At 71.4% G+C, this 19,001-nt stretch carries 16 protein-coding genes and 1 pseudogene; 16 read left to right on the forward strand and 1 reads right to left on the reverse strand.

Annotation, left to right across the window (positions count from 1 at the left end; translation table 11 throughout):
* The 6 genes and pseudogenes from E9565_RS18070 to E9565_RS18095 form a co-directional block, all read left to right on the forward strand.
* Window positions 1–2,754 (forward strand): HAD-IC family P-type ATPase (locus E9565_RS18070; protein WP_236836253.1); only part of this gene is annotated, 2,754 nt, incomplete at its 5' end.
* Between the two features lie 648 nt (window positions 2,755–3,402).
* On the forward strand, window positions 3,403–4,512 hold the full coding sequence (locus E9565_RS18075) for a glycerophosphodiester phosphodiesterase family protein (protein WP_236836255.1): 1,110 nt from the start codon (window positions 3,403–3,405) through the stop codon (window positions 4,510–4,512).
* Entirely contained in the window at window positions 4,469–4,822 is a 354-nt protein-coding gene (locus E9565_RS18080) for a hypothetical protein (RefSeq protein ID WP_236836257.1), read from the forward strand. Before E9565_RS18075 ends, E9565_RS18080 begins: the two co-directional genes overlap by 44 nt.
* On the forward strand, window positions 4,819–5,013 hold the full coding sequence (locus tag E9565_RS18085; protein ID WP_236836259.1) for a hypothetical protein: 195 nt from the start codon (window positions 4,819–4,821) through the stop codon (window positions 5,011–5,013). The genes E9565_RS18080 and E9565_RS18085 overlap by 4 nt, the downstream gene beginning before the upstream one ends.
* A gap of 725 nt (window positions 5,014–5,738) precedes the next feature.
* Window positions 5,739–5,864 (forward strand): annotated as a pseudogene (locus E9565_RS18090) (transposase); the annotation flags it as partial.
* 380 nt (window positions 5,865–6,244) lie between these two features.
* Entirely contained in the window at window positions 6,245–7,213 is a 969-nt protein-coding gene (locus E9565_RS18095) for a YbhN family protein (RefSeq protein WP_236836262.1), read from the forward strand.
* Between the two features lie 316 nt (window positions 7,214–7,529).
* Here the strand turns inward: E9565_RS18095 and E9565_RS18100 are convergent, their stop codons facing one another.
* Window positions 7,530–7,880, reverse strand: coding sequence for a winged helix-turn-helix domain-containing protein (locus tag E9565_RS18100; protein WP_236836264.1), 351 nt, complete (start codon window positions 7,878–7,880; stop codon window positions 7,530–7,532).
* Window positions 7,881–8,301: 421 nt separating this feature from the next.
* On the opposite strand from E9565_RS18100, the gene E9565_RS18105 reads away from it, so the two are divergent.
* The 10 genes from E9565_RS18105 (at window position 8,302) to E9565_RS18150 (ending at window position 18,909) form a co-directional block, all read left to right on the forward strand.
* Window positions 8,302–8,727 carry a hypothetical protein gene (locus tag E9565_RS18105; protein ID WP_236836267.1) on the forward strand — a complete coding sequence of 142 codons (426 nt, stop codon included), beginning with the start codon at window positions 8,302–8,304 and terminating at the stop codon, window positions 8,725–8,727.
* A 245-nt stretch (window positions 8,728–8,972) separates the two neighbouring features.
* Window positions 8,973–9,809 carry a hypothetical protein gene (locus E9565_RS18110; protein ID WP_236836269.1) on the forward strand — a complete coding sequence of 279 codons (837 nt, stop codon included), beginning with the start codon at window positions 8,973–8,975 and terminating at the stop codon, window positions 9,807–9,809.
* 127 nt (window positions 9,810–9,936) lie between these two features.
* Window positions 9,937–12,867 (forward strand): UPF0182 family protein, encoded by a 2,931-nt coding sequence (locus E9565_RS18115; protein ID WP_236836283.1) that lies wholly within the window; start codon window positions 9,937–9,939, stop codon window positions 12,865–12,867.
* Window positions 12,868–13,196: 329 nt separating this feature from the next.
* Window positions 13,197–13,388 (forward strand): hypothetical protein, encoded by a 192-nt coding sequence (locus E9565_RS18120; protein ID WP_236836271.1) that lies wholly within the window; start codon window positions 13,197–13,199, stop codon window positions 13,386–13,388.
* A gap of 152 nt (window positions 13,389–13,540) precedes the next feature.
* Window positions 13,541–13,750: a hypothetical protein gene (locus tag E9565_RS18125; protein ID WP_236836273.1), complete on the forward strand. Its 210-nt coding sequence runs from the start codon at window positions 13,541–13,543 to the stop codon at window positions 13,748–13,750.
* A gap of 116 nt (window positions 13,751–13,866) precedes the next feature.
* Window positions 13,867–14,412, forward strand: coding sequence for a Chromate resistance protein ChrB (locus E9565_RS18130; RefSeq protein ID WP_308196157.1), 546 nt, complete (start codon window positions 13,867–13,869; stop codon window positions 14,410–14,412).
* On the forward strand, window positions 14,409–14,840 hold the full coding sequence (locus E9565_RS18135; RefSeq protein WP_236836276.1) for a chromate resistance protein ChrB domain-containing protein: 432 nt from the start codon (window positions 14,409–14,411) through the stop codon (window positions 14,838–14,840). Before E9565_RS18130 ends, E9565_RS18135 begins: the two co-directional genes overlap by 4 nt.
* Before the next feature lie 76 nt (window positions 14,841–14,916).
* Window positions 14,917–16,368, forward strand: coding sequence for a chromate efflux transporter (chrA, locus tag E9565_RS18140; RefSeq protein ID WP_236836277.1), 1,452 nt, complete (start codon window positions 14,917–14,919; stop codon window positions 16,366–16,368).
* 29 nt (window positions 16,369–16,397) lie between these two features.
* Window positions 16,398–17,360, forward strand: coding sequence for a phosphotransferase family protein (locus E9565_RS18145; protein ID WP_236836279.1), 963 nt, complete (start codon window positions 16,398–16,400; stop codon window positions 17,358–17,360).
* Between the two features lie 13 nt (window positions 17,361–17,373).
* Window positions 17,374–18,909, forward strand: coding sequence for an ABC transporter ATP-binding protein (locus tag E9565_RS18150; RefSeq protein ID WP_236836281.1), 1,536 nt, complete (start codon window positions 17,374–17,376; stop codon window positions 18,907–18,909).
* Window positions 18,910–19,001: the final 92 nt, after the last annotated feature.

Raw genomic sequence — 19,001 nt, forward strand, 5'->3', positions numbered from 1 at the left:
TGCTCGATGACGCAGTCACCGCCACCCGCCCCGACCCTCGCCGCGGATCACCCGCAGCTGCAGGCCCCCCATCTGTGGCCCGCCGCCGTGGTGGCCGACGCCCTGGCGGTCGAGCCGGCGCGAGGACTGGACGAGGGGGAGGTCCTGCGACGCCGGGGCATGGTCGGGGAGAACCGCCTGCCGGAGAAGCCGCGACGGCCGGCGTTGCTGCGCTTCCTGGACCAGTTCCGCAGCCTGCTGATCCTCATCCTGCTCGGCGCCGCGGTCCTGGCCGGTCTGGTCGGCGACCTCAAGGACACGATCGTCATCCTCGTCGTCCTGTTGATCAACGCCACGATCGGCTTCGTCCAGGAGAACAAGGCCGAGCGCAGTCTGGAGGCACTGCGCGACATGCTGGTGGCCACGGCTCGGGTCCGCCGGGACGGAACACCCCGCATCGTCGAGGCCGCCGAACTGGTGCCCGGTGATGTCGTCCTGCTCGAGGCCGGCGACCGCATTCCGGCCGACGGCCGGTTTCTGGTGGCCGAGTCGGTGGAGGTCGACGAGTCCGCGCTGACCGGGGAGTCCCAGGCGGTGGCCAAGGACACCACTCCGGTCGGCGCCGCCCCGGGCGAGCAGGTCCCGCTGGCCGACCGGACCGGCATGGGCCACATGAACACCGCACTCACGCGTGGCCGAGCCGAACTTCTGGTGACCGCCACCGGCATGCGGACCGCGGTCGGCGCCATCGCCGAGTTGCTGAGGAGCGGCGAGGAGCCCAAGAGCCCGTTGCAGGTCCAGCTGGACTCGGTGGGCAAGCGCATCGCCCTCATCGGCGGCATCGCCATCGCCGTCTACGCGACCATCGCCCTGCTCCGCGGCGAGTCGCTGGGCGAGCTGGCCCTCTCCGCAGTCGCTCTCGCCGTGGCCACGGTGCCCGAGGGGTTGCCCGCCGTCCTGGCGCTGACCCTCGCTCTCGGCGTGGCCCGGATGGCCCGCCGGGGCGCCATCGTCAAGCGGCTGGCGTCGGTGGAGACCCTGGGCTCGGCGACGGTCATCTGTAGCGACAAGACCGGCACGCTCACCCTCAACCAGATGACCGCCCGGGCGCTGTCCTTCGCCGGGCGCCGGGTGCGCATCGACGGCGAGGGCTACGCCCCCCGGGGAGCCCTCGTCGATGAGGCGACCGGCCAGCCGGCCCAGGATGTCCACACACTGCTGGCACCCCTCGTGCTCTGCAGCGACGCCACGCTCTCGCCGGGTACCGACTCCCGCCCAGGCATCGTGGGCGACCCCACCGAGGGAGCACTGGTCGTCGCAGCGGCGAAGAGCGGCATCTCGGCCCTCACCCTCCGCACCGCGTATCCGCGGATAGCCGAGCTGCCGTTCGACAGCGCCCGCAAGTTCATGGCCACCGTGCACGACGAGGGAGGCCGGGCCCGGGTGTACCTCAAGGGCGCGCCGGACGTGCTGCTCACCCGCAGCACGGCCGTGCTGACCGCCGAAGGGGTGCGCGAGCTCGACGCCGACGAGCGAGAGCGGCTGACCGACGACATCTCCGCGCTCGCCTCCCGGGGCCTGCGAATCCTTGCTGCCGCGACCACGCTCGTGGACGACCTACCCGCCGGTGGGGACCAGGCGGCTGCGAATGCGCTCGCAGAGCGGCTGACGGGATTGACCCTCCTCGGGCTGGTCGGCATCGCCGACCCACCGCGCCCCCAGGTCAAGGACGCCATCGCCCTCGCCTCTCAGGCCGGGGTCTCGGTCAAGATGATCACCGGCGACCACCGCGACACCGCCGCCGCGATCGCCCGGGAGCTCGGCATCGGCGGCGCCGTCGTCACCGGCGCCGAGCTGGACCGGATGACCCCGGCTGAGTTGTCGGAGCGGGTCGAGGACATCGGCGTCTTCGCCCGCGTCGCACCCGAGCACAAGGTCGCGATCGTGAGCGCACTCACCGCCCGTGGGCACGTCGCGGCGATGACCGGCGACGGGGTCAACGACGCGGCGGCGCTGCGCTCTGCCCACATGGGCGTGGCCATGGGCATCACCGGCACGGAGGTGACCAAGGAAGCCGGGGACATGATCCTCACCGACGACGACTTCACCACCATCGTCGCCTCGGTCCGCGAAGGCCGGTCGATCTACGACAACGTGGTCAAGTTCGTGCGCTTCCAGCTGTCGACCAACATCGGCGCCATCCTGTCCTTCCTCGGCGCGACCGTGGCCGGCCTGGCGGCACCGCTGACCGCCATCCAGGTGCTGTGGGTCAACATCATCATGGACGGCCCGCCCGCCATGGCCCTCGGTGTCGACCCCGCCCGGCCGGGGCTGATGGACGAGCCGCCACGCAGGTCCACCGAGCGGATCCTCAACCGCACCCGGCTCATCCGGATGTTCCGCGCCGGCGCGGTCATGGCGACCGGAACCCTGTCGGTGCTCGCCCTCGCCGACGGCGCCTTCGGTGCGCCGGTGGCCGCCACCATGGCGTTCACCACCTTCGTGCTGTTCCAGTTCTTCAACGCCCTCAACGCGCGAGCCGAGCGCGAAACGGTGTTCACCCGCCACCTGTTCACCAACCGATGGCTGTGGGTGTCCTTCGGCACAGTGATCGTCCTGCAGGTCCTCGTGGTGCACGTACCGGTGCTGCAGCGCCTGTTCGACACCACGGCGCTGACGGCGACCCAGTGGCTGATCTGCACGATGGTGGCGGCATCCGTTCTCGTGGTGGAAGAAGCCATCAAGCTGGCACGGCGGGTGACGACCCGACGCTAGGCTTCCCCGTCTCAGCAAGCGCGCGACCGAGGAGCGAGCCGATGCCCAGCGATCAGCAGCGCGAGCAGATGCTGCGTTGGTGTCGGCAAGCCAGTGCCGCGCAGCCGCTGTTCCGCGAGAGCAGAAGGTGCTGGCCTGCGCCGGGGGGACAACGCGGTAGCTGTCGGCCCGTTGTGCCAGGCCTAGGGCGGCCGTAGGCAGGTGGCGCCCACGGTCGGTCGCCGACCTTCGCGACAGCTCACCGACGGCGCCCAGCCGGGACGAGCGCCATCGCAGAGTTCGGTCCGGCTACGCCCTGGATCACCGACCCGACGTCTTGTCCGGCCGACCGAAGGTGCCGGTAGCCCTGCGTCGCGTACACCGGCTGTTCGCCGCGATTGCCGCCACCGCGACCGAGCCCATGGCAGCGCGACCGCCCTGGGCCGGAGTAGGCGTGGCGGTCCTCGGCCCGGGGGCCCGGCCGGCCGCCGGCACGGAGTGGATCGAAGCGACGTGGGTCGACGCCACCGCGACCGCGCGTCCGGCAGGGGTCTTCCCGCGCTCGAGGTGGACCGTGACTCACTGGTCCGCGGCACTTGAGATCGTCCCGGCCGAGCCCCGCCGCATCACCGTTTCACCAGCCACGCCACCGCCCTTGGAGGGCCACCGATGACGCTGCCCTCACCGCCGAGCCGCGGCTCCCGCGGCTCTCTGGCTGACGCAGTTCAGGACAGGGTGTCGGATGCGCTCACCGTAGACGCCCTCCGGGCGTCCCATGCGCGGCTCGGGCGGACCGTCGATGATCTGCCGACGCCGTTCTACATAGCGCACCGCGGCGGCTCGCTGATGGTGCCGGAAGGAACCATGGAAGGGTACCGGGTGGCCGCCGCCATGAAGGCGCAGGCCCTGGAAGCCGATGTGCAGCTTCTGACCGACGGCACCGTCGGGGTCATGCACGACGCCACTGTGGATCGGACGACGACGTCCACTGGCAACGTCGCCGATCACAGCGCAGTCTCCTTCGGCCAGCTGAACATCGACGCGTCCACCTACCTCGGTGGCGGCTGGCCAGACAACCTCCGACCGGCGATGGTCGACGCCTGGCTGCGCGAGTTCGGCAACCGCATTGTGCTCATTCCCGAAGCCAAGGGCGCCGGCTCGGTCGGGCCGCTGTGTGACCTGCTCGACGCGCACCGGATCCATCCCGACCGCGTGATTGTGCAGTCGTTCTCGGCCGCGGACTGCGCAGTCGCTGCGGCGCGGGGCTACCTGGCGTGCTTCATCGGGTCGACGAGCGTCGCGACAGCAACAGCGATCGGCGCTGCGTGGATCGCCCCCCATCACACGCAGATCACCGCCGGCTTCGTCACCGAGGCGCACGCGGCTGGCCTGAAGGTGGCCGCCTGGACAGTGAACCGCCGCTACAGGCGCGACCCGCTCGTGGCGGCCGGGGTCGACGCCATCTTCTCCGACGACCCTGCGTACCTGCAGGACGACACCCTGCTGCGCACCACCGACCCCTTCAGGTCGCAGGCCTGGATCCCGGACTGCAAGCCAATGGCCCGTCCGGCTGCGATCGGGGCAAGTTCTACCCGGACGGGTCGTGGGGCTGGGACCCGGCCGGCGCCAGCGTCAACTTCGCCCTGCACGGCTACCTGCGACCGCCGGATCCGTCAAGCTTCACCATGGACCTCGACCTGCGGATCGACGGTGGCAGCGGCGGGGACCCCACCCGGTGGGCCTCCGTGCTCCTCACCACCGCGACTACCCGTACGCTGACGCGCCGCACGAAAGCATCGACGGCTACCACCTGGTGATCCGGCAGCAGGGGCAGCTGGAGATCCACCGGGTGCCACCGGGCACTAGCGCTTCGCTGATCGGCGCCTTTCACTCGGGAAGCGGAACAGACCTCGTCCTCGGCGCCTACACGCCGTGCCGCATCACCGTCACCCCGAGACAGATCACGTTCGCCCGCCGGGACCTGACCGCCGAGACAGTGACCGCGACCGACAACGCCGCCCGGGGCTCGTTTATCACGCTGGGGCGCAACCAGGCTGGCGTCCGCTTCAGGGAGATCACGCTGTCATGACCGAGCACATCGACCCCACCAGCCCCTACGGGCAACCCGGCCACGGCCCCGCCGATCCACCCGGCTACTTGATCGAGCGCGGCGGCGACGGATGGCAGTGGACCCGCCGCGCCGATGACCACACCGAGTCCGGCTACGACAGCCACACCGAAGCGGTGGAGGCTGCCGAGGCCGACCGTCAGGCGGAGTGAGCCGTAGCGACCACGAGCGCAGTTGCGACATGCCCGCACGCCGCTGTCGGAGTGGGCGGTCCAGGTCGGCCAGTTGAGCAGTTGCACGGTTCAGACAACGACAGCGACACCATCTCAGGCCCGGCGGTGACCGCGCCGCCAACAACGCGCTGTGGACCATCACGAACAACCGCATGATCCACGACCAGCGGACTCGGGACTTCGCCGAACGACGACGTGGCCAAGGCGACAGCCGCAAGGACACCCTGCGCGTCCTCAAGCGCTACATCGCCCGCGAGACCTTCACCATCATCTGCTCCGCGCTACACGCCGAACAGCCCTGTTCAAGGCCGAGCTGGTCCGCAACAAGGGCCTGTCAACGGCGCTCGAAAATTGACCCCCTGGCGTGGAACCCGCCCGACGCCCTGGGGGTCAGAATTCACCCGTCGTCGACAGGGCCCGTGGAAGAACATCGACGACCTCGAGATCGCCGTTGCCTCGACTGGTTCAATCACCGACGACTGCACGGCGAGATCGGCCTGATCCCGCCTGCCGAGCACGGGGCCAACCACTACCGTCACCACCCCGCCCCGACACCCGTCGGGGCGTCAGTTGGGAGCCTCCACTGAACCCGGCGCGGGACAGATCCTCGCCGCCGGCCTGATCGGGTGGGCCGAGCACCACGAGCAGCTCCAGATCGTGGTCGTGCCACGTAACGCCCACGTGAAAGGCTTCCAGGTAACTCCCCCGGGCGCTGGGTGGTGGAACGGACCTTCGGCTGGTTGACGAGGTGCAGACGGTTGGCGCGCGACTACGAACGAAAGACCGCCCACGCCGAGGCCATGATCGACGTGGCGATGATCCGGCTCATGGCCCACCTCTACCGGAGCACCGTCGGCGAGTTGTCCCGAGCGGAACCCGTCGACGCGGTGACGTTCGCCGACGTCGGTACCCGACTCCGCTGGGGACCGAAGGCCGCCCAGGACACCGCCCCGCCAGGCGGCTCCACCCTCAGTAGCCGATCGCGGCGCACCGGCCGAGGTCGGGGCAGCGCCCCGAGTGACCGCCATCGCCCCCTTCCGAAGCCCTGTGCGTCCATCCCACCGATCCGGGGGCGGCGGTGACCATGTCGCCGCCCGCCGATCGTCCACAGAGCCACGATGGCTCAGGCCCTTCGCGGCCCACCGCGCGGTTGCGTACGCACAGCGCTGGAGCGCCGCTGGGCCGGGTCAGCGTCGGGCGGGTCATCCTGTTGCTGCTCTTCGGGGTCTCGCTGTACCTGCTGGCGCCGCAGCTCGCCGACATGCTCGCGTCCTGGCCGCAGCTGTCCGACATCGCACCGTGGTGGTTCGCCGCGGTCGCCACGGGGCAGGTGCTCAGCGTCGCCTGCCTGGTCCTGCTCCAGCGGATGGCGCTGCGCACCTCGAGCTGGTTCTCGGTCACCACCTCCCAGGTGGCGAGCAACGCGTTCAGCCGCGTCGTGCCCGGCGGCGCAGCCGCGGGGGCCGCGCTGCAGTTCCGAATGCTGGGCCACGCCGGCATCGACGGCCCCACCGCGGTCACCGGGCTGGCCGCCCTTTCTCTGCTGCAGACCGCCAGCGTGCTGGCGTTGCCGGTCCTGGCCCTGCCCGCGCTGATCGCCGGCGTCTATGTGCCGCGCGCCCTGCTCCAGTCCGCGGTGCTCGGTGGGATCGCCTTCGCCGTGGTCGTCGCCGTCGGCGCCGTGCTCATGACCGCCGACCGGTCCTTGACCGCACTGGCTCGGGCGGCGCAGTCCCTGCACAACCGCGTGGCGAAGCGCCGCCCGCCGGTAACGGGGTTGCCGAAGCGACTTCTCGACGAGCGCAACGCCGTGCGCTCGTTCCTCGGCAGCGGCTGGTGGAAGGCGCTGCTGACCACCGCCGGCAAGCTCGGTTTCGACTACCTGTCGCTGCTGGCTGCCCTCGCGGCCACCGGCAGTCGTCCCCGCCCGTCGCTGGTGCTGCTCGCCTTCGCGTCGGCTCTGTTGCTCGGCATGATACCCATCACCCCCGGCGGCCTCGGGTTCGTCGAAGCCGGCCTGTACGGAACCCTCACCCTTGCCGGCGTCGCCACCGGGGACGCGCTCCTTGCCACGCTGGTCTACCGGCTGGCCTCCTACTGGCTGCCCATCCTCGCCGGACCGATCGCCTACGTGCTCTTCCGCCGACGCTACGGCTCGATGCGCTCCACGACCGGGTAGGACTTGAACGGCGTGGGGGTGGCGCAGGCGGCGGGGCTCGGGCGTCGGGATGGCGGCCGCGGTTGAGGCCGGTCAGGTCGGCCGGCGCTGTGAGCAGCCGGTCGGTGATGTCCACGGCGGCCGGCGTGCCGCCCACAAGCCGCCATGTCCCTTCAGCTGATGGAGTGGCTCGCGCGTCGGAGGTCTCGACGCTGGCCTCGAACGCCTCACGTTCCGGCTCGGTCATCTGCGGGTGGTGCATCTACGGCGCTGACGGCGATCCAGTGGCTGATCTGCGCAGCCGTGGCCTCCTCCGTCCTCACAGTCGAGGAAGCGATCAAGGTCGCACGGCGGGAGGCGGGGACGCGCCGGCGCGACGGGGTGGCGTTGCCCCCCGGGACGCGGCCCAGTTGACGAGCGCCAGGAAGTCACCCACCCGAACGTGCTCCTCCAGCGGGTGGCGGAAGCGGCTCTGGCCCACCACGGTGTAGCGATTGCGCCGCCCCACCCGCTCGCGGATGACGTAGCCACCCTCCTCCAGGTCCCTGACGATCATCTGCACCGCTCGCTCGGTGATACCGACGTGTGCGGCGATGTCACGCATCCTCGCGTCCGGATTGATGGCCAGAGCGACGAGGACATGCCCGTGATTGGACAGGAAGGTCCATCCGACTGGAGACGACGTCATGCGAAGAACACTACCCGAATAAAGAGTCCAGTCACTGTGAGCATCCCTCAACCGGGGCAGCGGAACGCCGGCGAACTGGCCGCGCGCCGCAGCAGGACCCCAGGCGGCCCGCTAGAGACACAGACGGCGACGATCATCGTGGGCGAGGATGGGCGGCCCCACTACGCGGGCGACAGTACGGTCTCCGCACACTGGCCTCCGCGCCCTCCGACACTCCCCGGGCGCGGCGAATTTGCGGCTTCTCGTGGCCCCAGGCATTCTCCTTGTGAGCGAAGTGTTTTTCAGGTAAAGTCATTCGTACGAGGGGAGTACCCGCCGCATCCGCGGTGCCGCTGCCCGACAGTCCCGGCCGCCAGGCCCGGGCCGCGGCCGGTTCCTTCGAACCGGGGAAGACCTCGCCGACAAGCTCCTGGAGCTCCCCGTGCCCCTCCACCTCAGCCCGCGCAGCCTCCTTGGACTTGCGACCGCCACACCCCCCGCCGAGCGGGCGCCGCGCGTCCTGGCCGTCATCCTCGATCGGGACGACGTCCACATCACGCTTCCGGCCGCGATCACACTGGCGACGAAGGAGAGCCGCCAGCTGTGCGTCGCCGTGATACGCCCACGCCCGCCCTGGATCTTGAACGCCCGCCTGATCGCGCTGCTGGGCGCGGAGTCCGACCGGCAGATCACGGATCTCCTCCACCTCGTTCTGGCGAAGACCGCCAAGGTCGATGGCAAGCCGATCATCAGCGTCCACCTCCTGGCCGGGCTCCGCGGCCGACGCCGCGAGCAGGTGCTCGAACGCGCAGTGAAGCGCCTGGCCCGGCGGTACGACGCCCAGCCGCTGGGGACGTGGGCGGCATGACGATCGTCTCGCGTCCGTCCCGCCCGGCACGGGAGCCCGCCGGCCCCTCCCCCGACGCCGTGGTGATGCTCCAGTCGGTCCGCAGCTATCCGTCAGTCTCCCTGCTGGCATCCACGACACCGGGCCGCCGCATGTCGGGGGCCGACGCGCGCACCGTGTCGCGGCTGGCTGCCGAAGCCACGGAGCGGCTGCGAGCCGAATCCTCTGAGCATGGGGACGGGGTACTGAGGACGCTCGACTCCACGGTGTCCCGAGCCCTGGCCGGACCCACCGGGCGGGCGATCGGCATCTTCGTCAACGCCCACATGCACGAGATCGTGCGGCTCCCCGTTCCGGTGACCGATCGGGTGGTGATCGACCCGACCTTCGCCACCCGGGACCTCGTCCGCGGGCTGCACCGCACCCCCCGCCACGTCGTCCTGCTGCTGACCGAGCGCGAGGCGCGACTGCTCGACGGCTCCGGGGACCGGCTCTCCGCCCCAGCGCGATCCGGCTTCCCCATCGTCGCGCCCCAAACCCCCGCGCGGCGCAGCCCGCCGGCGGTCGACTTCCTTCGGCAGGTGGACCGGGCGCTGGCCACCTACCTGCGCCTGCACCCGGCCCCCCTGGTCCTGGTCGGCACCGAACGCACGCTCTCCGAGTTCGAGCGCATCTCCCGCAACACAGCCCGGCTGGCCGGCACCGTCACCGGCAGCCTCACCCAGGCCCCGCTGACCGACCTCGTACCCCGCATCCGGCTGGTGCTCGAGCGCTACCTGCTGTCCCGGCAGGACGAGGCGCTGCAGCTCATCGACCACCGCCGGTCCCGCAACAAGGTCGTCGCCGGCATCCCCTCGGCCTGGCTGGCCGCACGCGCCGAACGCCCCGAGATGCTGGCCGTCGAGGAAGGCCTCGTCTACCCCGCGCGGATCAGCGACGACGGCGACTTCCTCTTCCCCGCCCCGGATGTCGAGCACCCCGAGGTCATCGACGACGCCGTCGACGAGCTCATCGAACTCGTCATCCAGCGCGGCGGATGGGTCGCCTTCGTCGCCGACGGCCGCCTCAGCGAACACGAGCGAGTCGTGCTGACCCTCCGCTGAGAAGGGCCCGCCGCGCGCTGGGCGTCGTGCTCGGAGACCGAAGCGCGCCGCGGGCGTCCGGTCCGACCGGACTTGGCCACGGCTCTTGTCGTGACCTCGGTGCAACAGAAGGAGAGCGCTCGTGGCCATGCGGACCCCCGTCCCGGTACCGGCCCTGTCGCGGCGGGCAAAGCTGATCCTCGGCGCCGTCGGCGTCCTGCTCATCCTCTTCACTGCCATCGGCACGCTGACCAACCTCTACGTGGACTACCTCTGGTTCGACGAGACCGGCTTCACCGACGTGTTCTGGACCGAGCTGCAGACCCGGGTGATGCTGTTCGCCGTGGCCGGCGTCGCGATGGGCGGTCTGGTCGCGGCGTCGATCTGGCTGGCCTACCGGTTCCGGCCCACGTTCCGGCCCATGTCGCTCGAGCAGCAGAACCTCGAGCGCTACCGCCAGTCCCTCGAGGCCCGCCGCGGACTGGTGCTCACCGCCGTCGCCGTCGTCCTCGGCCTGTTCGCCGGCTTCACCGCGCAAGGCAGCTGGCAGACCTGGCTGACCTACCGCAACAGCACCGAGTTCGGGCGGACCGACGCCGAGTTCGGCGTCGACATCTCGTTCTTCGTCTTCGACTACCCCTTCTACCGGCTGGTCCTGGGCTTCGGCTTCGCGATCCTGCTGCTGGCGCTGGTCGGCTCGCTGCTCACCCACTACGTCTTCGGCGGCCTGCGCCTGCTGACCCCGGGGCAGAAACTGACATCGGCGGCGGGCGTGCAGCTGTCAGTGCTGCTCGGACTGTTCCTGGCGCTCAAGGCGGTCGCCTACTGGCTGGACCGCTACGGGCTGGTCTTCTCCGACCGCGGCGAGGTCTTCACCGGCGCGAGCTACACCGACGTCAACGCGTTGCTGGTGCCCAAGACGATCCTGGTGTTCGTCGCCGCGGTCTGCGCGCTGGCCTTCTTCGCCAACCTCTTCTTCCGCAACTTCCTGCTGCCGGCCGCGGCGCTGGTGCTCCTGCTCATGTCCAGCCTCGTCATCGGCGTGGCCTACCCGGCGATCGTGCAGCAGTTCGTCGTCCGGCCCAGCGCCGACCAGCGGGAGGCCCCCTTCATCGAGCGGGCGATCGCCGCGACGCGGGACGCCTACGGGCTCGCCTCCATCGACTACGTCAACTACGCCCAGCAGGCCACCGGCGAGGAGGTCGACACCCGGGCAGCGCTCGCCGAGTTGCGCGACGACACCGAGACGATCCCCAATGCCCGGCTGCTCGACCCCAACGTCCTGACCGACACGTTCACCGCGCGCCAGCAGATTCGCAACGTCTACGGCTTCCCCGAGAAGCTCGACATCGACCGCTACACGATCGACGGCGAGACCCGCGACTACGTCGTCGCGGTCCGCGAACTCAACAGCGCGGGCCTGTCGGAGAGCCAGGGCACGTGGATCAACCGGCACACCGTCTACACCCACGGCAACGGCTTCGTCGCCGCGCCGGCCAACCAGGTCGTCGCCGGCACGGAGGGCGGGGAGCCGAACTTCACCACGGGTGACCTGCCCGTCCGGGGTGTCATCGACGTCGAACAGTCGCGCATCTACTACGGCGAGCTGATCCAGGACTACTCCGTGGTCGGGGCCCCTGAGGGTGCCGAGCCGCGGGAGTTCGACCTGCCGGAGGGCGCCGGCGCAGAGGGCGGCCAGATCAACAACACCTACGGCGGCGAGGGCGGCGTCGAGATCGGTAGCTTCTTCCGCCAGCTGACGTTCGCCATCTACTACCAGGAGCACAACTTCCTGCTCTCGGACGCCGTCAACGAGGAGTCGAAGGTCCTCTTCGTGCGTGACCCTCGCGAACGGGTGGAGAAGGCCGCGCCGTTCCTCGAAGTGGACGGCGACCCGTACCCGGCGGTGATCGACGGCCGGATCGTCTGGATGCTCGACGGCTACACCACGTCGGACTCCTTCCCGTACTCCGAGCAGATGCAACTCGGCGTGGCGGCGGCTGATGCGCTGACCGGCACGGGGACGACGGCGCTGCCGAACGAGACGGTGAACTACATCCGCAACTCGGTGAAGGCCACCGTCGACGCCTATGACGGCACCGTGACCCTCTACGAGTGGGACACCGAGGACCCGGTCCTCGAGACCTACATGAAGGCCTTCCCGGGCCTCATCCAGCCGAAGAGCGCGATCGACGACGAACTGCAGAATCACTTCCGGTACCCGCAGGACCTGTTCAAGGTGCAGCGGGAGATCCTCACCCGTTACCACGTCGACGACCCGGTCGACTTCTACAACGCCAACAACCGCTGGCAGATCCCCGACGACCCGACCCAGGACACCGACCAGGACCAGCCGCCGTACTACATCCTGGCCCAGCGGCCGGGGGACAACGAGGCGACGTTCCAGCTGACCAGCGCGCTGAACGCCTTCCAGCGGGAGAACCTGTCAGCGTTCATCTCAGCTTCGAGCGATCCCGACACGTACGGCGAGATCCAGGTGCTCCGCCTGCCCGGAAACACGCCGTTCCGAGGGCCGGGGCAGGTGCAGAACGCCTTCGAGTCCAACAACCAGGTCAGACCGGACCTGACGTTGTTCCGCAGCGAGGACTCCGAACCAGTGTTCGGCAACCTGCTGACCCTGCCCATCGGCGACGCCGGCCTGCTCTATGTCACCCCCCTCTACGTGCGCGGGACCGGGGAGGGCGGCTTCCCGCTGCTGCAGAAGGTGCTGGTCAACTTCGGCGACCGGATCGGCTACGCCGACACCTTGGAGGAGGCCCTGGATCAGGTGTTCGGCGCGGGAGCGGGTGTGCCGGCGGGGGGCACCGACGTACGGCCGCCTGATGGCAGCCCGGAGCCCACACAGCCGACAGGGCCAACCCCCGAGCCGGCAGACGACGGCGGGACGCCGGGCGATCCGCCCGTGGCCCAAGCGATGACCGACATCGACACCGCCCTGGATCGCGTGGCCGAGGCCCAGCGGTCAGGCGACCTCGGGGCGTTGGGGCAGGCGCTCGAAGACCTGGGAGCTGCCGTCGACGCGTACCGTGCGGCGGCCGGCACACCCCCCGCCCCATGACCGGGGAGTGGGTTCGTCCCCGCAACCGTCCCGCCAGCGGGTAGCTGGCGCCACGCCATGAACGGCGGCACGGAGGCAATCGGGGGGGCACGATCGGCGCCTGACCAGGCGCTGGCAGGGCCAACGATCCCTGGAGTGCACAGCCTTCCAAGCTGACGGTGCGGGTTCGACCGTCACCCGCTCCACCGCGGTGTCGCGGGACACCGTTGAGGTGTGTCCCGCGACACCGGTCACACGTCGGGCCAGTGTCGGTAGTCCCGACATTCTCGTCCTGCTTCGGCCAAGCCCTCCGCAGTTGGAGCGCCACCATGGCGGGTCGGCACAGAGCAATGACCCACGACGTCGACGCGCTGTGGACGGCGGTCGTCCTACCGACCGGCCCGGCGCCGTTGGCGCGGGCGGCGGTCGGGGTGCTCGTCGGCCTCGGGCTGGGACTGCTTGCCGGCGGAGCCCTGGCCGTGCGCCGCTTCCGGGGTCGGGATGCAGAAGCGTCCATGGAGGTGGCCCAGGCGGCTGCCTGAGCCGAAGAAGGCTGGGCGCCAGAGCCTCGCCTGGAGGCGACACATCGGCGGCGGCAGGCAGGTTCGGCCGGTGGATGTGGAGCGGCTCCGCGGTCGGGCGCATGCTTGAGGGGCCGCGCCGCCGCACCGCTGTCGCCCGCTCGGAGAGTTCGATGATGGAGTTCGTCACCCTCGTCGCTCTCGGCGTCCTGGTTGTCGGCCTCGGCGTCTGGGTCGCCGCCTGGCTGCTGACGGCCGTCGGTTGGCTTGTGTTCCGCGGGGTCCGGCGCGGCCTGCTGGCGCGCGAGACGGGAGATCGCCGGCACCACAGCCCGACAAGTAACGCGCGCATCATCCGGCCGCGACGCCGCCCTGCCGGGTAAGAGGCGGGCCCTGACCGTGCCGTGATGTTCCGTACGCAGCGGTACTGACACCGCCAGCGATCCGGTCACCTGCCGTGGCGGGGGACCTTCCTTCGGTGCCACCTCTGGACGTCGTGATGCAACCATGGTTGCATGGCCGCGTGTCCGATTCGAGGCCTCGGGTGCTTGGTCCCGGCGAGTGGGTGCTCCTCTCCTACAGGCTGCCGCGCGAGCCGTCCGGGCCCCGAACCACGCTGTGGCGCCGGTTGAAGCGGTTGGGAGTGGCGCAGCTGTCCGACGGGCTGGTCGCACTGCCGGCCGACGCCCGCACCCGCGAGGCGCTGGAATGGCTTGCCGACGACGTCCTCGCCGCGGACGGGACCGCAGGGCTATGGGTGGCCCACCCGGCGACCGTTGCGCAGGAACGACAGCTGGCCGCCGGGATGGCCGCTGCCCGCGCCGAGGAGTACCGGGCGCTGGCCGAGCAGTGCATTGAGGCAGCGGCCGCGGCTAGCGCGGAGCGGAGTCGTGTACTGCGTCGGCTGCGCGGCGAGTGGCGGGCGATCAACCGGCGCGACTTCTTCCCGCCGCCGGAGCGGGAGGTCGCCGCCGCGGCGCTGCGCGACCTGGCCGAAGAGGCCACCCGCGACCACGCCGCCGCGGTGACGGAGGGGGCGCCATGAGGTGGGCGACCCGGGCGGGAGTGCACATCGACCGCGCCGCGTGCGCGTGGCTGATCCAGCGGTTCCTCGATCCGGACGCCGAGTTCGTCTTCGTCGCTGACCCGGCCGAGGTCCCGGCCGACGCCACCCCCTTCGACATGCGCGGGGTCGAACTCGGTCACCAGGGCGGGGACTGCTCGTTCGAGACGATCCTGCGCCGCCACGAGCTCACCGACCCGGTGCTGTGGCGGATCGCCGAGATCGTGCACGAGGCCGACCTCGACGATCAGCGCTTCGACGCCCCGGAGGCGCCCGGCCTGGACGTGGTGCTGCGCGGACTGTCGATGACCGGCGACGACGACCACACCCTCGCCGTGTCCGGGCCCATCTTCGACGGCCTGTACGAGTTCCATCGCCGCCGCCTGCTGCTCGGCCGCGAGCCGGCCTGACCCGCCCGTCCGAGGCCGCGGCTCAGGTCCGGCCGCACCGCATCGCATCGCATCGCCATCGAAGGACTAGGAGCCCATGACCCGCGAGCTGCATGCCCCAAAGGACCCCGCACCGCCGGCGCGGGACCTCGCGTCCGACGCCGACGCCGCCGCTGCGGCGTCGCGTCCCCAGGAGCAGAGCGTGGTGCCGTTCCGGAGTGCCGTGCGCGCCTGGTTCCTCATCTCGCTGCAGACCTTTGGCGGTCCGGCCGGCCAGATCGCGGTCATGCAGCGCACGCTGGTCGATGAGAAGAGGTGGATCGGCCAGCGCCGGTTCCTGCACGCGCTCAACTACTGCACGCTGTTGCCCGGCCCGGAGGCCCAACAGCTCGCGACATACGTGGGGTGGTTGCTGCACGGGACGCGCGGCGGACTGCTCGCCGGGGGCCTGTTCGTGCTGCCCGGCGTGGTCGCGCTGCTGGCGCTGTCGGCCGTCTACGTCGGCTTCGGAGACACGACGGCGATCACGGCCGTGTTCACGGGGCTCGCCGCGGCGGTGCTGGCCATCGTCGTGCAGGCGGTCATCCGCGTGGCCAACAAGGCTCTGGACAGCCCAGCTCTGATCGCTCTGGCAGTAGCGTCGTTCCTCGCGCTGGCGCTGTTCGGCGTGCCCTTCCCGGTGGTCGTCGCGCTCGCCGGTGTCGCGGGCTGGGCACTCGGCCGATGGTGGCCGCCCGCACTGCCCCGCAGGAAGGCCGCCGACGGAGCGGACGCCGGCCCGCCGCCGGTGATCTCCGACGACGTCCTACACCACGAGGCCCCGACCTCCCGCCGCACCGTCAAGGTGCTGCTCGTCGGGCTGCTGGTGTGGGGCGTGCCGATCGCCCTGGCCGCGGTGCTCACCGGCGCCCACAGCGTCTTCACCGAGCAGGGCCTGTTCTTCTCCGGCGCAGCGGTGGTGACCTTCGGCGGCGCCTACGCCGTGCTGGCCTACGTCGCCCAGCAGGCCGTCACCGTGTACGGCTGGCTGTCCCCTGGCGAAATGGTCCGGGGCCTGGCACTCGCCGAGACGACCCCCGGCCCGCTGATCATGGTCGTGCAGTTCGTCGCGTTCCTCGGCGCCTACCGCGCACCCGGCGACCTCGACCCGTGGGTCGCCGCGGTGCTCGCCTCGCTGCTGGTCACCTGGGTGACGTTCGTGCCGAGCTTCCTGTTCGTGCTGCTCGGCGCGCCGTACATGGAGCGCCTGCGCGGAAACCGGTCGCTGTCGGCGGCGCTCACCGGCATCACCGCGGCGGTGGTCGGCGTGATCGCCAACCTCGGCGTCTACTTCGCCGTGCACACGCTGTTCTCGGAGACCGTCGCCGTCGACGGCGGGCCGCTGTCGCTGGAGCTGCCTGTCCTGACCACGCTGCGACCGGTGCCGCTGGTCATCGCCGTCGTCGCGGCGGTGCTGCTGTTCCGCGTCAAGTGGTCGGTGCTGCGCACGCTCGGCGTCTGCGCCGTCCTGGGCCTGGTCGCCGGCCTGGCCGGCCTGCCGATCGCCTGACCCCGGACCCGGACGGGAAGGAGCAGCCGATGGGACGCGCGGACGTGTACAGCCAGCCCGACGCACCGGACCCGATGCTGCCGGCCGAGCTCGTGCGGGAGCTCGCCGAGGCGCACCTGCCGACCGGCGTGCGGCTGGCCGGCATGGCGGTGGACGAGTCCGGCGGCGAGGCGCGGGTGTACCTGTTCGACCGCGCCGACACCGACGGCGGTGTGGCGGTCAAGACGCAGCGGCCGCACCGGCTTCGGCCCCGCACCAGCCTGGCGAAGGAGGCGGTGCTGCTGGCCGCGCTGGCCGGGCCTCTGGCCGGCCGGATCCCCGCCTTCTACGGCTACGACGCGGTCGACACCACCGCCGGCCCGATCGAGTTCCTCGTAATTGGTCGGGTGCCCGGCCGGGCCGTCGTCACCGGCGGACTTCCGGAGAGCGCACGGAGCCGCCTGTTGCGGGAGCTCGCCGATGTGCTGCGGGCCGTGCACGGCCTCGACGCCGGCGAACTGCGGTCCGCCGGCACGCTGCCCACCGTGGACGACGCCGTGGCCTTGCGTGCCCGGCTCGAGCCGAACTTCGCCGACCTGGTCGAGCACCTGGTCGGCCGACCCGACCGCTGGCCGCTGAAGGTACAGCCTGACCGGGTGGCCGAGCGGGCGCTGGCCGCACTGCCCACGCGGCTGGACGCACCGCCGGTACCGCTGCACTCCAACCCCGGGCCTACGCACGTGTTCACCGACGAGGGCGGCGGGTTCACCGGGCTGATCGACTTCGGCGACGCCTACGCCGCCCATCCGGCGCTGGACCTGCGGTCCTGGCCCGACCCCGCCGACCGGATCCTGCTCCGCGAGGCCTACCTCGACGGACAGGTCGCCAACGCCGAGTGGGACGCGGTGTGGACCGTCGCGATGATCTACGCCGACCTGGGCGCGCTGACCGGCCCCCACCCGCACGCCGCTCCCGCCGCCGCCGACCTGGTCGAGCGGCTCGGTCAGCTGTAGGCCGGCGGCCGCGATGCTCCGCACGCAGGCTCCCGATGCGGCGGTGCCGTCGCTGTGGCGGGGCATGCGCCCCTACGCCCGGCAGGTCTCCGGACTGCTCGGGATCGGCTCGCTGTGCGGCGTGCTGATGAACACCGCGGTCGTGCTGCCGGCGGTGCTGCTCGGGCACGCGGTCGACGTCGTGCTCGCTCATGACCGCGGCGAGGCCGACGACGCCACCATCACCCGCGCCGTGCTGCTGCTGATGGCCGGCACGCTAGCCACCGAGCTGCCGCGGATCGGCAAACGCTACTGGCTGGGCGTGGCCCGCAACCGGATCCGCGCCAACGTGCGCGCCGACGCCGTCCGCGGGGTGCTGTCCTGGCCGGCCGACCGGCTGCACCGGACCTCGGTCGGCGAGGTGATGGGCCGGGTCGTGGGCGACGTCGAGGTGCTCGGCCGCGGCGTCGGCGAGGTCATCGTCGAGACCTGGGACACCCTGCTGTTCTCTCTCGCCCTCGCGGTGGCCATGCTGCTCTACGACCCGACGCTCGGGCTGCTCGCGCTCGCCCCGGTACCGGCCGCCCTCGTGCTGGCCAAGGCGGTCGGCGCCCGGGTCAGCCGGCGCACACTGCGCGCCCGCGAGGCGAACGCCGCGGTGACCGCCTGCGCCCAGGAGGGGCTGGTCGGGCTGCGCCAGCTGCGGGCCGCCGGCCGCGGCTGCGCCTACACCGCGCGGCTGCGCGCGCTGGCCGACCGGCAGGCCGACGCCGAACTCGCCGCCGCCCGCCTCGAGGCCACCCTCGCACCGATCTACGCGCTGCTGGTCACCGGCGGCGTCGTGGCCATCGTCTGGCTCGGCGGCCTCCGGGTCCTCGCCGGCGAGCTCAAGGTCGGCGACCTGGTCGCCGTCCTCGGGCTGTTCGCGCGGTTCACCGGCCGCGCCCACCGAATCCCGCAGATGGTCAACCGGGTGCAGGCCGCCGGCGCCGCCTACACCCGGCTGGTGCCGCTGCTCCCCGATCCACCGCCGCTCGCCGGCGAGCCGCGCCGGGCGAGCTGGCGCACCGACCGGATCGCCGGGGCGGACGCCGACGCCGAGGAGACGGCACCGCCCGTCCGCACCGCCGGACCCGCCGCCGTGACCCTGCGATCGGTCACCTTCACCTACCCGGACGCGGCCGCACCCGCCCTGCGGGAGCTCACCCTCGACGTTCCGCCTGGCGCGCTGGTCGCGGTCACCGGCCCGGTCGGGTCGGGCAAGTCCGCACTCGCCCGCCTGATCGCCGGCCTGCACCCGCCGGACAGCGGGTGCGTCCGCGTCGACGGCGCCGACCCCCACACCTGGTCATCGGCCGACCGGGCCGCGGTGGGCCACCTCCCCCAGGGCCATCCGATCTTCTCCGGCACCGTCGCCGAGAACGCGCTCCTGCGAGCACCGTGCGGACCCGCCGACCAGCGGCGGCTGACCGAGGCGCTCGCCGTCGCCGCGCTGGAGGAGGACATCGCCGCGATGCCCGCCGGCACTGACACCGGAATCGGCGAGATGGGCGTGCAGGTCTCAGCCTGAATCCACCGGTCCTGAGCGGGTGATCGGTGTGGCAACGAGAAGAGGGTGCTTCTGAGCTGGACGATCACGGTTACCAGGCCAAGATCGTCACA

The sequence above is a fragment of the Blastococcus sp. KM273129 genome, assembly GCF_021698995.1.
Lineage (GTDB): Bacteria > Actinomycetota > Actinomycetes > Mycobacteriales > Geodermatophilaceae > Blastococcus.

What these genes read in the sequence shown, in the direction of transcription:
- E9565_RS18075 (WP_236836255.1), top strand. Translation starts at nt 3,403, where the DNA reads ATGACGCTGCCCTCACCGCCGAGCCGCGGCTCCCGCGGCTCTCTGGCT.
- E9565_RS18085 (WP_236836259.1), top strand. Translation starts at nt 4,819, where the DNA reads ATGACCGAGCACATCGACCCCACCAGCCCCTACGGGCAACCCGGCCAC.
- E9565_RS18100 (WP_236836264.1), bottom strand. Translation starts at nt 7,880, where the DNA reads ATGACGTCGTCTCCAGTCGGATGGACCTTCCTGTCCAATCACGGGCAT.
- E9565_RS18115 (WP_236836283.1), top strand. Translation starts at nt 9,937, where the DNA reads ATGCGGACCCCCGTCCCGGTACCGGCCCTGTCGCGGCGGGCAAAGCTG.
- E9565_RS18120 (WP_236836271.1), top strand. Translation starts at nt 13,197, where the DNA reads ATGACCCACGACGTCGACGCGCTGTGGACGGCGGTCGTCCTACCGACC.
- E9565_RS18125 (WP_236836273.1), top strand. Translation starts at nt 13,541, where the DNA reads ATGATGGAGTTCGTCACCCTCGTCGCTCTCGGCGTCCTGGTTGTCGGC.
- E9565_RS18130 (WP_308196157.1), top strand. Translation starts at nt 13,867, where the DNA reads ATGCAACCATGGTTGCATGGCCGCGTGTCCGATTCGAGGCCTCGGGTG.
- E9565_RS18135 (WP_236836276.1), top strand. Translation starts at nt 14,409, where the DNA reads ATGAGGTGGGCGACCCGGGCGGGAGTGCACATCGACCGCGCCGCGTGC.
- chrA (WP_236836277.1), top strand. Translation starts at nt 14,917, where the DNA reads ATGACCCGCGAGCTGCATGCCCCAAAGGACCCCGCACCGCCGGCGCGG.
- E9565_RS18145 (WP_236836279.1), top strand. Translation starts at nt 16,398, where the DNA reads ATGGGACGCGCGGACGTGTACAGCCAGCCCGACGCACCGGACCCGATG.
- E9565_RS18150 (WP_236836281.1), top strand. Translation starts at nt 17,374, where the DNA reads ATGCTCCGCACGCAGGCTCCCGATGCGGCGGTGCCGTCGCTGTGGCGG.